Origin of the sequence: Pseudomonas sp. NPDC089406, from assembly GCF_044900265.1 — a bacterium.
In the GTDB taxonomy this organism is placed as follows: Bacteria; Pseudomonadota; Gammaproteobacteria; order Pseudomonadales; family Pseudomonadaceae; genus Aquipseudomonas; species Aquipseudomonas fakonensis.
The window spans coordinates 1-12,995 of the sequence record NZ_JBJDNC010000015.1; the positions used below are offsets into that span (position 1 = coordinate 1).

At 65.8% G+C, this 12,995-nt stretch carries 13 protein-coding genes; 8 read left to right on the forward strand and 5 right to left on the reverse strand.

All coding sequences use genetic code 11. The features are described 5' to 3' along the window. The first annotated feature begins 289 nt into the window (after positions 1–289). From ACI2KK_RS12530 to ACI2KK_RS12550, 5 genes are all read left to right on the forward strand, one after another. Positions 290–1,105 (forward strand): protein phosphatase 2C domain-containing protein, encoded by an 816-nt coding sequence (locus tag ACI2KK_RS12530; RefSeq protein WP_404669139.1) that lies wholly within the window; start codon positions 290–292, stop codon positions 1,103–1,105. Positions 1,106–1,226: 121 nt separating this feature from the next. Continuing rightward, complete coding sequence (locus ACI2KK_RS12535) at positions 1,227–1,691, forward strand: hypothetical protein (RefSeq protein WP_404669140.1); 465 nt, start codon at positions 1,227–1,229, stop codon at positions 1,689–1,691. 134 nt (positions 1,692–1,825) lie between these two features. Further along, positions 1,826–2,398 carry a ComF family protein gene (locus ACI2KK_RS12540; protein ID WP_404669141.1) on the forward strand — a complete coding sequence of 191 codons (573 nt, stop codon included), beginning with the start codon at positions 1,826–1,828 and terminating at the stop codon, positions 2,396–2,398. Beyond that, on the forward strand, positions 2,398–3,078 hold the full coding sequence (locus ACI2KK_RS12545; protein WP_404669142.1) for a hypothetical protein: 681 nt from the start codon (positions 2,398–2,400) through the stop codon (positions 3,076–3,078). The genes ACI2KK_RS12540 and ACI2KK_RS12545 overlap by 1 nt, the downstream gene beginning before the upstream one ends. A gap of 96 nt (positions 3,079–3,174) precedes the next feature. Further along, positions 3,175–4,380: an MFS transporter gene (locus ACI2KK_RS12550; RefSeq protein ID WP_404669143.1), complete on the forward strand. Its 1,206-nt coding sequence runs from the start codon at positions 3,175–3,177 to the stop codon at positions 4,378–4,380. Positions 4,381–4,519: 139 nt separating this feature from the next. On the opposite strand, the gene ACI2KK_RS12555 is transcribed toward ACI2KK_RS12550, so the two are convergent. From ACI2KK_RS12555 to ACI2KK_RS12565, 3 genes are all read right to left on the reverse strand, one after another. After that, the gene (locus ACI2KK_RS12555; RefSeq protein WP_217885553.1) at positions 4,520–5,068 is read right to left on the reverse strand and encodes a TetR/AcrR family transcriptional regulator; all 549 of its coding nucleotides are present in this window, start codon (positions 5,066–5,068) and stop codon (positions 4,520–4,522) included. A gap of 231 nt (positions 5,069–5,299) precedes the next feature. Continuing rightward, a complete protein-coding gene (locus ACI2KK_RS12560) occupies positions 5,300–5,581 on the reverse strand; it encodes a type II toxin-antitoxin system RelE/ParE family toxin (RefSeq protein WP_404669144.1) in 282 nt (93 codons plus the stop codon). Further along, on the reverse strand, positions 5,571–5,816 hold the full coding sequence (locus tag ACI2KK_RS12565) for a type II toxin-antitoxin system prevent-host-death family antitoxin (protein ID WP_404669145.1): 246 nt from the start codon (positions 5,814–5,816) through the stop codon (positions 5,571–5,573). Before ACI2KK_RS12565 ends, ACI2KK_RS12560 begins: the two co-directional genes overlap by 11 nt. A gap of 278 nt (positions 5,817–6,094) precedes the next feature. Here ACI2KK_RS12565 and ACI2KK_RS12570 point away from each other — a divergent pair, with 278 nt between their 5' ends. Continuing rightward, the gene (locus tag ACI2KK_RS12570) at positions 6,095–6,418 is read left to right on the forward strand and encodes a DUF2790 domain-containing protein (RefSeq protein ID WP_404669146.1); all 324 of its coding nucleotides are present in this window, start codon (positions 6,095–6,097) and stop codon (positions 6,416–6,418) included. A gap of 78 nt (positions 6,419–6,496) precedes the next feature. Here ACI2KK_RS12570 and ACI2KK_RS12575 read toward each other — a convergent pair whose 3' ends face one another. After that, positions 6,497–7,228: a hypothetical protein gene (locus ACI2KK_RS12575; RefSeq protein ID WP_404669147.1), complete on the reverse strand. Its 732-nt coding sequence runs from the start codon at positions 7,226–7,228 to the stop codon at positions 6,497–6,499. Positions 7,229–7,420: 192 nt separating this feature from the next. Next, entirely contained in the window at positions 7,421–8,179 is a 759-nt protein-coding gene (locus ACI2KK_RS12580; RefSeq protein WP_404669148.1) for a sulfite exporter TauE/SafE family protein, read from the reverse strand. 239 nt (positions 8,180–8,418) lie between these two features. On the opposite strand from ACI2KK_RS12580, the gene ACI2KK_RS12585 reads away from it, so the two are divergent. Both ACI2KK_RS12585 and ACI2KK_RS12590 read left to right on the forward strand, forming a co-directional pair. After that, positions 8,419–11,814 carry an Ig-like domain-containing protein gene (locus tag ACI2KK_RS12585; RefSeq protein ID WP_404669149.1) on the forward strand — a complete coding sequence of 1,132 codons (3,396 nt, stop codon included), beginning with the start codon at positions 8,419–8,421 and terminating at the stop codon, positions 11,812–11,814. A 152-nt stretch (positions 11,815–11,966) separates the two neighbouring features. Next, a complete protein-coding gene (locus ACI2KK_RS12590) occupies positions 11,967–12,929 on the forward strand; it encodes an SCO family protein (RefSeq protein ID WP_404669150.1) in 963 nt (320 codons plus the stop codon). The last annotated feature ends 66 nt before the right edge of the window (positions 12,930–12,995 follow it).

Consider the following 12,995-nt stretch of genomic DNA (forward strand, 5'->3'; position numbering starts at 1 on the left):
ACTTTCACAGGCATAACTGGCCCGAAACAGATGTAGGAGCGGCCTTGTGTCGCGATGCGCCGCGCGGGCGGCGCTCGATCTGATAGGCGCTGCAAAGGTTGTGGCAGGCACCTGGTGGCCCTGACGCAAAAACCTTGAAAGGGATGGCCATAAGGGCGCAAAGGTGAATAAGCGTCACTACAAATAATGAATGCGCATAAAACTATCAAAACCAACCGTTTGACGCCCGAAGCCTAAACCTTCAAGGTCGCCCCCTCATGCCGAAAAAAACCAGCCCCCGGAGAGCCCCATGCATTTCGACCTGATCCAGACCCTGAGCCTGGCCGGCAAACGCACCGTGCCCAACGACGACCGCATCGGCTGCGCCAATAACCACGCCTGGGTCATCGACGGTGCCACCGACCTGGGCGAACCCGGCCTGCTCGGCGAACGCGGCGGCGCCGCGTGGCTGGCCAGCGCCGCCCAGCGCGCCTTCGCCAATGCGGCAGGCCCGCTGCAAGGCATCTGCGAACAGGTGTTCGAGCACCTCGCCCGCGACTATCAGCAGGACCGCCAGCGCGAACCGCTGGCACTGTGGGAGCTGCCCCGCGCCGCCTTCGCCGCCGTGGCCCTGGAAGGCGGGCAACTGGTCTGCGCGCACCTGGCTGACTGCGTGGTGCTGCACCGCAGCGCCAGCGGCATCGCCTTCCTCACCCCGGAACCGGACCGCGAGGCCGAACGCGCCGAAGCCGCAGCCCTGGGCCCCGGCACCGGTGCCCATGGCGTGCGCACACCGGCCGTGCTGGCCGACCGTCGCGCTGCGCGCGAGCGACCGCGCGCAGTGCTGGGGGTCGACCCGCAACAGTCCCGCGCCGGCACCCTCTACAGCTGCGCGCCCGTGGCCCGGGGCGATGACGTACTGCTGATGAGCGACGGCTTTGCCGCACTGTTCGACACCTACCAGGCCTACACCCCGGCAAGCTTCATCGAACGCTTGCTGGAGCACGGGCTCGACGACCTGGCGCGCACCCTGCGCGGCATCGAGCAGGACGACGCCGCCTGCCTGCGCTACCCGCGGTTCAAGATGAGCGACGACGCCTCGGCGATCTGGTTGCGGGTGGGGTGAGCTGGCGACGCAGGTTTATCGCGCGCTACACGATGAACTGTCATGCGGCCCGCTGCCGGCCTGGCGCGAAGCGCTCGCCGAAGCCATCGAGGCGTTGGCAATCGAGGAGGTCTACAGCTTTTTGCAAGCCCGTTGCGACAAGCACGACATGCCGCTGCATCCGTGGAAGAAAAGCCGCGAAGTGATCGGGGAGCAGGTCAAGGTCAGGCCCGTCTGCCAACTGTGGGCCCTGGTGACAACCGCGGTGAACAACGCCGTAACCTACGCCAGCAGGGCCGGCATCAGCAAAACGCAGGCTTCGAACACCCTGCCGAACAACCTGTTGCGCTATGAGCACTGGAACAGAAACAGCGTAAAGCGCCCGCGCTCGGGCCTGTGCAATGCACTCCACGGGCTGCTGCTCAAGCATGACGACCACGGCACCGAGCGCCAGCTCGCCGACTACCTGCAGGCCCTGCCGGGCTGCGTGGCGTACGCTTGCCCCGCCTGTGGCTCGCTGCGGGTGCACGTGCAGGCCCGGCCCGATGAGTTGGTGATCAACTGCAAGGACTGCATTGCAAGGTCGGTGCTGCCCGGTACCGACTGACTGCGCCCGCTTTCTAGGAAACGTCCTACAGCGAAAACGGAAAGCATGAACTCTGCAACGCCGCTGCTCCGACGCAAGATGAGGCTTCCGCTTACAGGCGGCCCATCATCGTCTGACAGACAAGGAAGCGTTTCATGACCATCCAGCAACTCCCGCCCTGCCTGCTCTGGGGTTACGGCATCAGCCTCGACAAACACACCATCAGCAGCACCCCCATCGGCCACAACGAACAGGGCTACATGCAGTTCGACACGGTACGCACCGCCATCGGCGAGGCAGTGTTCCAGCTCAAGTACCGCGATGATTTCAGCCAGGTCGAGATGCTCGCCCGGGCCGTGGTAGCCGCCCTGGCCGGACGGCGTTTCGATGTGGTGATGCCGATGCCGGCCAGCCGCCATCGGGACCGCCAGCCCGTACACGAAGTGGCGCGCCGGGTGGCGCAACTGATGGGCATTGCCTACCACGACCAGGTACTGGTCAAGACCTGGAGCACCGGCATGATGAAGGACCTCGACGGCTACCAGGCGCGGGTCAAGGCGCTGGCCGGTTGCTTCAGCGTCAACGACACCCTGCGTGGCCCCTGCGACGTGTTGCTGATCGACGACCTGTTCGACACCGGCGCCTCGCTGCAGGCTGCCTGTACCCCCCTGCGCGAATGCGCTAGCATCCGCAGCATTTCGGTCGTCACCCTGACACGGAGACACTAATGCAGCGGGTGTTCATCTCCGGCTCCATCACCCTCAAGCGCCTCGGCCCGCAGGTCGAGGCGCGGCTGGACAACATCCGCAGCTCGCAGCTGCAGGTGCTGGTTGGCGACGCCTCCGGTGTCGACAGCGCCGTGCAGCGCTACTTCAACAGCCATGGCTACAGCGCCGTGAGCCTGTACTGCAGCGGCCAGTCACCGCGCCACAACATCGGTGGCTGGCCACAGGTGAACGTGGTGCCGCCGGCCAACGCCAGAGGGCGCGCGCTGTACACGGCCAAAGACCTGCGCATGGCCGAGGACTGCGATTTCGGCCTGATGGTGTGGGACTGCAAGAGCCCCGGCACCTTGAGCAACGTCATCGAACTGTTGCGCCGCAACAAGAAGTCGGTGGTGTACCTGCAGCCCGCGGACGCCTTCCTCACCATCAGCGCGGCCGATGACCTGCACGCCCTGCTCGATCATATGGACCCGGTCGCACGGCAGGAGGCGGACAAGAAGATCGCCCTGTCGCAAAAACTGGCCCAGCTTGTTTCGCCCACCGATGACGGCGATGACCCACGCCAGTTGCAGGCGCAAATCGACCATCACCGCGCACGCATTGCCAGCCACCAGCAGCAGATTGACGAATTGCAGGCCAGGCTGGCCAAGCTGGCCCCGGTCGACGACCTGTTCCCCAACTGAACGCACCTGATACAGCGGGCTGGCATTGACCCGCACGTCGTACGCCCGTACGATTTATTCGTACACACGTACGACTAACCATCTGCGAGCGTTCCGATGCCACCTGCTGTCACCACCCGCTGGGCGCGCCATGCGCTCTACCTGTTGTTCCTGCTGCCCGGGCTGACCATGGCCAGTTGGGTCACCCGCACCCCGGCCCTGCGCGATGGCTTGCAGGCCTCCACCGAGCAGATGGGGATGATCCTGTTCGGTTTTTCGGCCGGTGCCATGTGCGGCATTCTTGGCGCCGGCAAGCTGGTCGGACGGTTTGGCGCCCACCAGGTCATGCGCTGGGGGCTGCTCGGGCTGTCGGCCGGGTTGCTGGTGCTGGCCGCTGGCAGTGAACTGAACAGCGCCCTGCTGGCCTTTGCCGGGCTGTTCGTCTACGGCATGGGCATGGGCGTTGCGGATATTGCGGTGAACATCGAGGGCGCGGCGGTAGAGCGCGAGATCAACCAGCCGATCATGACCACCCTGCATGGTTTCTTCAGCCTCGGCACCCTGGTGGGGGCGCTGGCGGGCATGGCCATGACGGCCCTGGCGATACCGCTGGCCCTACACCTGGGCGCTGCCGCGCTGTTGTCTGCGCTGGCGGTGGTGCTGCTGGCCGCGCAAGCGCCGCGTGCCAGCGAGCGCGCGACAGATGGGCAACCGGCGAGCGCGGACGGTGACTTCAGCTGGGCAGCACTGCTGAGCGACCGGCGCCTGTTGCTGATCGGCTTCGTGGTGCTGGCCATGGCCCTGGCCGAAGGCGCGGCGAACGACTGGTTGCCGCTGTTGATGATCGATGGCCATGGCTTCGCCGAGACCACCGGCACGCTGATCTACCTGGTGTTCACCGTCGGCATGACCCTGGGGCGCTTTGCCGGGGCGCCGGTGGTGCAGCGCTTTGGCCGCACGCTCACCTTGCGCGCCAGTGCGCTGGTGGGGGCGGCGAGCCTGGCCTTGGTGGTGTTCTGCGATGTGCAGTGGGTGGCGGCAGCCGCCGTGATGCTGTGGGGCATCGGGGCGTCGCTGGGCTTCCCGCTGGCGATCTCGGCGGCGGGCGAAAGCGGCGCGCACAGCGACCAGCGGGTGCGCCTGGCGGCGACTGCGGGGTACCTGGCGTTTCTGGTGGGGCCGCCGTTGCTGGGGTTCATTGGCGAGCATTACGGCCTGCGCCTGGCGATGCTGCCGGTATTGACGCTAGTGGCACTGGCGTTCGTGGTGGCCTCGGCGCTGCAGCAAGCGCCGCAACAAAGCAGCCCTGCGCGGCCCGTGTAGGAGCTGGCTTGCCAGCGATAGGGCCAGTCGCTTCAGCAGCAGGCCTGGCCTCATCGCCGGCAAGCCGGCTCCTACAGGGGGTGGCGGCTGGCCGATCAGTAACCCACCAATCAGTGCGACAGGGGATGGCGCCGGCCTGTCAGGACACGGCCCTGACCAACCGCAGAATCTCCTCCCGCCCCACCACCACATCACCCAGCGCATTGTGGATGGTGAAGCCTTCGATCAAGGCATCCACCGCCCGCGCTGCGCGCTCGTCGAAGTGGATCAGCAAGGCCTGGCGCGACAGCGCCATCCAGTCTTCCATCACGTAGCGGTATTCGGGCCTGCGCGACACGAAGGTGTACAGCTCGAAGATCAGCAGCATCTGCCCCGACGCCTTCCACAAGTCGCCGCAGATCAGGTCGGCCACCAGCTCCCGCGCATGCTCGATGTCGCGTGCCTCCTGCAACTGGCGCAGGTACAGGCCGGCAATGCCCTGGGTCATCTTGACGAAGGCCGCGGCGACGATCGCATCGATGCTGTCGAAGTGGTAGGTCATGGTGCCCGGCGATACCTTGGCCTCGCTGGCAATGCGCCGGTAGGTGGCGCACATCGCGCCCTCCTGCTGAATCACCCGCAGCGCGGCGTCGACGATGAGGTCCTTGATGTCGTGCTCAGGGGCTTGCTGTTTTTTCGGCCGGGCCATGGCGGTCTCGTTGCGCTGCGTCGGGCAGGAGCATACCAGCTCAATGCCGCCCGGGCCCCGGGCAAAAATGACGCCCCCATATGTACAGCACCGGGCCAGCGCTTTGCACGCCCCTGTGGGAGCGGGCTTGCCCGCGAAGCAGGCGACACGGTGGATGGCACCGGCTTTGCCGGTGTTCGCGGCTAAAGTTGCTTGCACACAGCCCTGCGATGGGCCACAGCCGTTGCCCCGTCACCGTTTGCTAGCTGACCGATAGGCCGCGCCGCGCTCGCGCTTGCCCACCGCCAGTACCAGCACGACCACGCGGTCATCTTCGACGCGATAGACCAGGCGGTAGCCTGAGGCTTTGAGCTTGATCTTGTAGTGGTCGGGCAACTCGCGCAGGGCATCTGCCGGCACCCTGGGCGTTACAAGGCGCTGCCTGAGTTTTTTCTTCGCTTGTTCACGGACGGTGTGGCCGAGCTTCTCCCACTCTTTCAAGGCAGAGGGCAGAAATTCGAGCTTATAGGTCATCCAGATCCACCGGCACGCCCTGCTCCCCCCCCCGGGACTTCACCAGTTCGGCCAGTTCGATGTCTTCCAGCCGCTCCATCATCGCCTCGTAGAGTTCGGCGGGCACCATGTACCCCATGACGCGATTATGGTTGAGCACCGCGATCGGCTGGCCCTGCGCACCGGCCATCACGGCTGTAGGATTCTTCTTTAATTCGGAAACGCTGACCGCGACGTCGGCGAAAATGTTCTGCATGATAGATCCTCAATTTGGATCGATATTTTGGTCATTATTAAGCACCCTTTCAAGCGCTCTCAATATCCAGTTCTTGCCTCCCGAACAAATCCCCTTGTACGGCCAGCGGCTTTTTCCGCTGCCCTTCCCTGCCCAGAATCGCCCTATGAGTGTTCTGCATGCCGCGCCTGTTGACCCTGCTTGAACGCGACCTTGCGTAAACGTAATGCCGGCGTCATGCCTGTGTTGGCTACTGCTCGCTAGCGTGATTGGCGAACCCATTACCTTTGGAGATCGCCATGCTACGCCTGACCCTGAGCGCCGCCCTGCTGGCGCTGTCCCTTTCGGCCCAGGCCACCGGTTTTACCGAACAACGCTCGCAGCAGTTGCTGGACGAACACCAGCAGGCGGTGGCGGCCTATGCCTCCGAGCGCGGCAAACCCGTGCCGCAGACCGTCGACTACCGCTACGGCATGCCCCTGGATGTCGCCCGGCTGGTGCGCCAGTCGGGTGACCCGCGCAGTTGCGAGGTGGTGCCGCGGCTGATGACCTTCGAAGACCGCCAGGGCACCTTGCGCACAGTGCGTTATGTGGTGCAGTCGCAGTGCATCAATAACAAGTAGGTGGCGGAGCCTGAATTTGCGAGGTTGGGGCCTGAGCCTGTTATTGCAGGCCAGGCCTCATCGCCGGCAAGCCGGTTCCTACAGGGGGCGAGTGTTGGGGCGGCGGGTGGTGGCCTGGTAGCCCAGGGCGAGCACGGCCAGCGCCAGCACCGCCAGCAGGCCTATCAGCTCGCGGCTGTAGCGCGCCACCCAGGCGGGCAGGCCAACCACTTCGCGGTACACCTGGATGTGCGCCGCGCCGTCGGCGTAGCGGATACCGATGCCGCCCTGGCGGATCTGCGAGTAGTCGGCGTCGAAGTACACCCAGACCTTGCTGGTGCCCGCAGGCTCGATGGCCGGGATCTCGACGCTGCTGGTGGAGGCCTGCACCAGGGTGTCGTTGCCGGCATCGTCACGCACCTGCACCAGGCCCTTGGCCGGCAGGCGGATGGTCACGGCCTTGACCGGCACCTGGCGGTGGTTGGTGAGCTCGATCAGCAGGCCGGTGCGGTGGTCCACCAGGCCGGCTTCGAAGGGCCGGGCGAACAGCTGCAGGTAAGGTGCCTGGGCCAGGTCCACCAGGCGGTCGACCTGGCCGTGGTCGAGCCCGCCGGCGCTGATGCCGCTGATGCGCGCATGCAGGCGTTCGTACTTGAGCAGTTCGTTGGCCTGGCTGATGCGTTCGTTGAACTGGCCCGGGTAGGTGAGGTGGGCGTAGGTGAGCCGCGCCTCGAGGTTGTCGTCCTCGCGCAGCACGGCGTAGAGCACGGCAGCGGTTGCCGCCACGACCAGCAGGCCTACGAGGGATTTACCGACTTTTTCCCAGCTCACCTTGGGGGTTCCTTGAATTGTGTATGCAATGGCTGGCAAAGGGTGCCAACAACCGCAGGCCAGGGCAAGCCTGTACCTGCTGCTTGCACACCGACCTGTAGGAACCGGCTTGCCGGCGATGGGGCCGAGCCTGCAATCACAAGTTGTGGCCCTTGGTCGCTGGCACGGACCCTATCGCCGGCAAGCCGGCTCCTACAGGGGGCTGTAGCCCCGGGCCAGCAGGCCGGGTACAGCTACCACCAGCATTGCGATACCTGACAGGGTCAGCAGGCTGAGCACGATGCGCCGGAACGCCGCCTCACTGATGCCCAGGTACACCCGCGTGCCCAGCAGCGTCGGCAGCAGCATCGCCAGGGCCACCACGGCGAACATCGGCAACAGCGAGACCGTCACCAGCCCGCTGCCGAGGTAAGTGAGCATGGTCACCGCCAGCATCGACAGGTTGAAGTTCTGGATCACCGCGCGTTGGGTGTCGCGCTCGAAGCCGCGCAAGGTGCACCAGAGCGTCGGCACGGTGCCGGTGAAGCCGCCGATGCCGCCCAGCACCCCGCCAACCATGCCCACCGCGCCATCGGCCAGGCGCCCGCCGCGCAGCCGCGGCAGGCGCGGCGCCAGCAGCATCAGCGGGCACCACACCACCAGCAGGGTGCCGAACACCGCCTTGAACCAGAGCATGTCCAGGTACGGCAGCACCCACACCCCCAACGGGATGCCCGCCAACCCGCCCAGCACGAACGGCCACAGCAGCCCCCAGCTGAACCCCCGGCGCACGCTGAACACGGCAATCAGCTGGCCGGTGAGGCTGCCGAACACGGTCAGCACCGCTGCCACCCGTGGCTCCAGCCCCCAGGCCCAGAACGACATGGCCACCATGCCGAAGGCAAAGCCGGAAAGCCCCTGTACGAAACCTGCGACGATGGCGCCGAGGGCGATGAGGTAGAGCGGGTCCATGGGGGCTCCTTGCGCGCTGAAGTGGGGGCAGCATTCCCCACCCAGGAGTGGGTGTCTATCCCCAGCTTTGCGGCCGGGCCCGAAACAGGCGCCGCTCACACCCCTGCAACACCTTGAAACATGTGCCTTCGCGCCATGTGCCGGTTGGCACAACCGTTGCTCCACACCTGAAACAGGGCACATCGCCACCCCTTTGGGTGGCTACAGATGCCAGGCTGCTCAACACGGGGCATACGGCAATGAAGAAACCAGCTGCATCATCCAGGCATGTATTCAGGTTGTCCTCCGTCACCGCGCTGCTGTTCAGCTTCGGGCTGGCCGGTGCCATTGCCGGGTCCCTCGATGACGTCAGCCAGCCGCCGCCCACCGACCCCTCGGCGTTCAGCGACCCACCCGCCGATGCCGCCGGGCAGGCGGCGGCGCTCAATGCGCTGGGCAGCATGCCCGAGGCCAACCAGGGCTCGCTGGAGCTGAGCAACGGGGTGTACGGCACCCGCGCCACGGTGGAGACCGACAACGTGCTGCCGCCGCTGCAGCAGACCTCGCGCCAGTACCCCACCAACGGCAAGCCCAGCCCGCTGTTCGGCGCCGAGCCGTTCACCCAGCAACTGCTGCTGTTCGAAGAATTCGGCCCGGAAAAACTCGACCCCGCCACCCCGCCGGGCGAGCTGACCTTCCCGCCGCCCATCCTTGGCCCGATGCCGGCCCAGGACCCCAACAGCGTGGCCCGCAGCAGCCCCGACGGCAACGCCCTGGAGGCGTTTCTCAAGCAGCCGGGGCTGACGCCGTTCCCGTCGCAGTACTCGAATGTGCTCGACCGCAACCCGTGGAAGGCGCAGATCGAGCTGTTTCTGAACCGCAACTCGGTAGGCTCGCCTGCCGAAGGCCGACCACCAGGAAAGGGCTGGTCGCACCAGCGCTGGAACGAGTTCTACCCGCAGGCCGCGTTCAAGACCGCGCAGGCCGGCGCACGCATCAACCAAGGCCTGCGCGACCGCAAGCAACTGCACAACTATGCCAAGGGTGAGTTCGGCCCGGGCGGGCTGTATTACCAGACCTCGGACATCCCCACCACGCTGGGCACCACCAAGGGCATCGACACGCGCTTCCACCCGAAAATGCCGCTGCAAAACCACAAGTCGCTGTGGACCTTCGACGGCACCTTCCCGGTCAAACTGCTGATGGTGCGCTACGGCCAGCCGGTGCTGATGCGCCACTACAACGCGCTGCCCATCGACCCGTCGGCCAACAACGGCTTTGGCCTGCACACCATCAGCACCCACGAGCACAACGGCCACTCGCCGGCCGAAAGCGACGGCTTTGCCAACGCGTACTTCTTCCCCGGCCAGTACTACGACTACCGCTGGCCGATCCAGCTGGCCGGCTACGACACCATCAACACCAACGCCCAGGACCCACGTGCAGCCTTCCCCTGCTCGCCCGGCGAAACCCTGTTCGTCAATGACGCAAGCCCGGGCCTGAAGACCTGCGAAAACGGCAGCATCAAGATACGCGGCGACTGGCGCGAAACCATGAGCACCCACTGGTTCCACGACCACATGCTCGATTTCACCGCGCAGAACGTCTACAAGGGCAACGCGGTGATGATGAACTACTACTCGGCCCTGGACCGCGGCAACGAGGCGCTGCAGGACGGCGTCAACCTGCGCTTCCCTAGCGGTTCGGCGATGCCCTGGGGCAACCGCGACTATGATGTGAACCTGCTGGTGGCCGACAAGGCCTGGGATGCCAATGGCCAGCTGTGGTTCAACCCGTTCAACACCAACGGTTTTCTGGGTGACCAGACCTTGGTGAACTGGCAGTACCAGCCGCGCCTGAAGGTGCGTGCACGCAGCTATCGCTTCCGCATTCTCAACGGCTCGGTGTCGCGCTACTACAAGATCGCCATCGTGCGTGAAGTGGCCGGCAACGGCGGCGAGTTCAAGGGGCCGGCCGGCTCCAACGTGTCGTACAACCGCGTGCCGTTCCACATGATTGCCAACGACGGCAACATCATGGAACACGCCGTGCCGTTCGACGGCAGCATGGACTTGAACGGCAACGGCGACCTGCAGGACAACAACGGCATCCTGCCGCTGCAGGGCATTGCCGAGCGCTACGACATCATCGTCAACTTCGCGAAAAACGGCATCAGCGTTGGCGACAAGATCTACTTCGTCAACATCGAGGAACACGAGACCGGCAAGGGCCCGGCGGGCTCCATCAAGCTGGCCGACGTGCTCTCGGGCGCCTACAAGCCGGTGATCAAGCAGACCAGCAAGGGCCCGGAATGGGACGGTGGCGACCCGGTGGTGGGCAAGTTCCTGCAGCTTGTGGTGCAGCCCTACAGCGGCCAGGACGTGAGCATGGACCCGGCGCTGTACGAGCCGGCCAAGCCTGGCAAGGCCGCAGGCCTTGCGATGATCCCGCTGACCATCAACCGTGACGGCGTCGCCGACAAGGCCAAACTCAAGGATGCGCGCCACCGCGAGTTCATCTTCGGCCGCTCGGACGGCACCGACGAGCAACCCTGGACCATCAAGACCGACGGCGGCTTTGGCTACAGCATGGACCCGCGGCGCATCAGCGCCGCCCCGCAGCTGGCCCAGGAGGCCACCGCCGGCGGCTTCAGCGGCGACGGCACGCTGGAGGTGTGGAAGATCAAGAACGGCGGCAACGGCTGGAGCCACCCGGTGCATGTGCACTTCGAGGAAGGGGTGGTCCTGAGCCGCGACGGCAAGGCGCCGCCGGAATGGGAAAAATGGGCGCGCAAGGACGTATACCGCATCGGCCCGGATGCCGACTCCTCGGAAGAGGTGGAAATGGCCATTCGCTTCCGCGAGTTCGCCGGCACCTACATGGAGCACTGCCACAACACCCAGCATGAAGACACCTCGATGCTGCTGCGCTGGGATATCGAGCACCCCGGGCAGTTCCAGCTGATGCCCACGCCGCTGCCAGGCTGGGATGGCGTGCAGTACGTCAACTCTGCCGCGCTGCCGACCTTCCGTACCAACAACACCGGCCCCGGCAATGCCGGCAACAACCCGCCCGTGGCGGTGAACGACAGCGCCGCCACCAGCGCCGGCAAGCCGATCGTGATCAGCGTGCTGGCCAACGACAGCGACCCGGACGGCGACCTGCCGCTGACCGTCAGCAGCCTGGCCCAGCCGGACTCCGGCCAGGGCACGGTGAGCAGCAACGGTACCCAGGTCACCTACACCCCGCCGGCCACGGTAGCCGCCGCGTTCACCGCGCGCTTCACCTACGCCGCCCGGGATGCCCGCAACCTGGAGTCGACCAACCCGGCCACGGTCAGTGTGGCGGTAGCGCCGGCACCAGTGGTGGATGTGATCAAGGTCAATAGCGCCAAGGTGACCAAGCGCAGCACCAACCGCTGGACCTGGGAAATCGAGGGCACCACCACGGTGGCTGCCGGCAACAGCATCCGGGTGAGCAGTACCACCACCACAGGGCCGATAGACCTGGGCCTGGCGACCCTGAGCGCGAGCGGTACCGCAGCCCGCTGGAAGCTGACCGTAACCACAGTGGGCGCAGGCCCGGCGCTGCCGGCCAAGGCCACCGTGCGTTCGGCACTGGGGCAGGCGGTGATTGTGCCGGTGACGGTGAAGTAAAGCCTGCAGCACGCCCTTGTAGGAGCCGGCTTGCCGGCGATGGGGCCTAAACCTGCGACACAAGGCTCGAAAGTGTGTCGCCGGTTTAGGCCCCATCGCCGGCAAGCCGGCTCCTACAAGGGATGGCCTGACGTTCAATGGAGGATTCGACCATGCTGCGCACCTGGCGCCTGCTGCTGCCCCTGCTGCTGGTTTTGAGCCTGCCCTGCGCCCTGCCGCCCAGCAGCGCCAGCCCGGAGCCCGACACCCCCTGGGGCGCCAACTACTTCCCCAACATCCCGCTGCTGACCCAGGACGGCAAGCAGGTGCATTTCTTCGACGACCTGATCAAGGACAAGGTGGTCGCCATCAACTTCATCTTCACCGGCTGTGGCGACTCATGCCCGGTGGAAACCGCGCGCCTGCGCCAGGTGCAAAAACTGCTGGGCGAGCGCGTGGGCCAGGACATCTTCATCTACTCGATCAGCATCGACCCGTACAACGACACCCCCGCCACCCTCAAGCGCTACGCCGAAAAGTTCGGTATCGCCCCGGGCTGGACCCTGCTCACCGGCGAAGCCGCCGATATCGAAACCCTGCGCCGCAGCCTGGGCCTGTACATCGACGGCCTGGAGAACGGCCGCAGCCGCGACCATAACCTGAGCCTGATCATCGGCAACCAGGCCACCGGCCGCTGGATGAAAGCCTCGCCGTTCGAGAGCCCGTACATCCTCGCCGACCGCCTGGCCAACAGCCTGCACAACTGGAAGCAGGCCACCGCCAGCACCCAGGCCGAAGCCCCGGTGATCCGCCCGCCGAGCACCGGCGAGCAGCTGTACCGCACCCGCTGCTCGTCGTGCCACACCCTGGGCGATGCGGTGCCCGGCGCCACCCGCGGCATCGGCCCCGACCTGCTGGGGGTGACCCGCCAGCGCGACCCGGCATGGCTGGTGCGCTGGCTGAAGGAGCCGGACAAGATGCTGGCCGAAAAGGACCCGTTGGCGGTGCTGTTGTACGAGCAGTACAACCAACTGGCGATGCCGAACATGCGCCTGGGGCCCACTGAGGTGGAGGCGTTGCTCGGGTACCTGGAAGAAGAGACCCAGCGCCTGCAGACGCCGTCTGCGCAGCGTTGAGCTTGCACCGTCTGCAGGGGCTGGCTTGCCGGCGATGAGGCCTATACCGGCGACACACCTCAAGGC

Excerpts from the sequence above, each read along its gene's own strand:
- ACI2KK_RS12530 (WP_404669139.1), top strand. The coding sequence starts at position 290 with ATGCATTTCGACCTGATCCAGACCCTGAGCCTGGCCGGCAAACGCACC.
- ACI2KK_RS12540 (WP_404669141.1), top strand. The coding sequence starts at position 1,826 with ATGACCATCCAGCAACTCCCGCCCTGCCTGCTCTGGGGTTACGGCATC.
- ACI2KK_RS12545 (WP_404669142.1), top strand. The coding sequence starts at position 2,398 with ATGCAGCGGGTGTTCATCTCCGGCTCCATCACCCTCAAGCGCCTCGGC.
- ACI2KK_RS12550 (WP_404669143.1), top strand. The coding sequence starts at position 3,175 with ATGCCACCTGCTGTCACCACCCGCTGGGCGCGCCATGCGCTCTACCTG.
- ACI2KK_RS12555 (WP_217885553.1), bottom strand. The coding sequence starts at position 5,068 with ATGGCCCGGCCGAAAAAACAGCAAGCCCCTGAGCACGACATCAAGGAC.
- ACI2KK_RS12560 (WP_404669144.1), bottom strand. The coding sequence starts at position 5,581 with ATGACCTATAAGCTCGAATTTCTGCCCTCTGCCTTGAAAGAGTGGGAG.
- ACI2KK_RS12565 (WP_404669145.1), bottom strand. The coding sequence starts at position 5,816 with ATGCAGAACATTTTCGCCGACGTCGCGGTCAGCGTTTCCGAATTAAAG.
- ACI2KK_RS12570 (WP_404669146.1), top strand. The coding sequence starts at position 6,095 with ATGCTACGCCTGACCCTGAGCGCCGCCCTGCTGGCGCTGTCCCTTTCG.
- ACI2KK_RS12580 (WP_404669148.1), bottom strand. The coding sequence starts at position 8,179 with ATGGACCCGCTCTACCTCATCGCCCTCGGCGCCATCGTCGCAGGTTTC.
- ACI2KK_RS12585 (WP_404669149.1), top strand. The coding sequence starts at position 8,419 with ATGAAGAAACCAGCTGCATCATCCAGGCATGTATTCAGGTTGTCCTCC.
- ACI2KK_RS12590 (WP_404669150.1), top strand. The coding sequence starts at position 11,967 with ATGCTGCGCACCTGGCGCCTGCTGCTGCCCCTGCTGCTGGTTTTGAGC.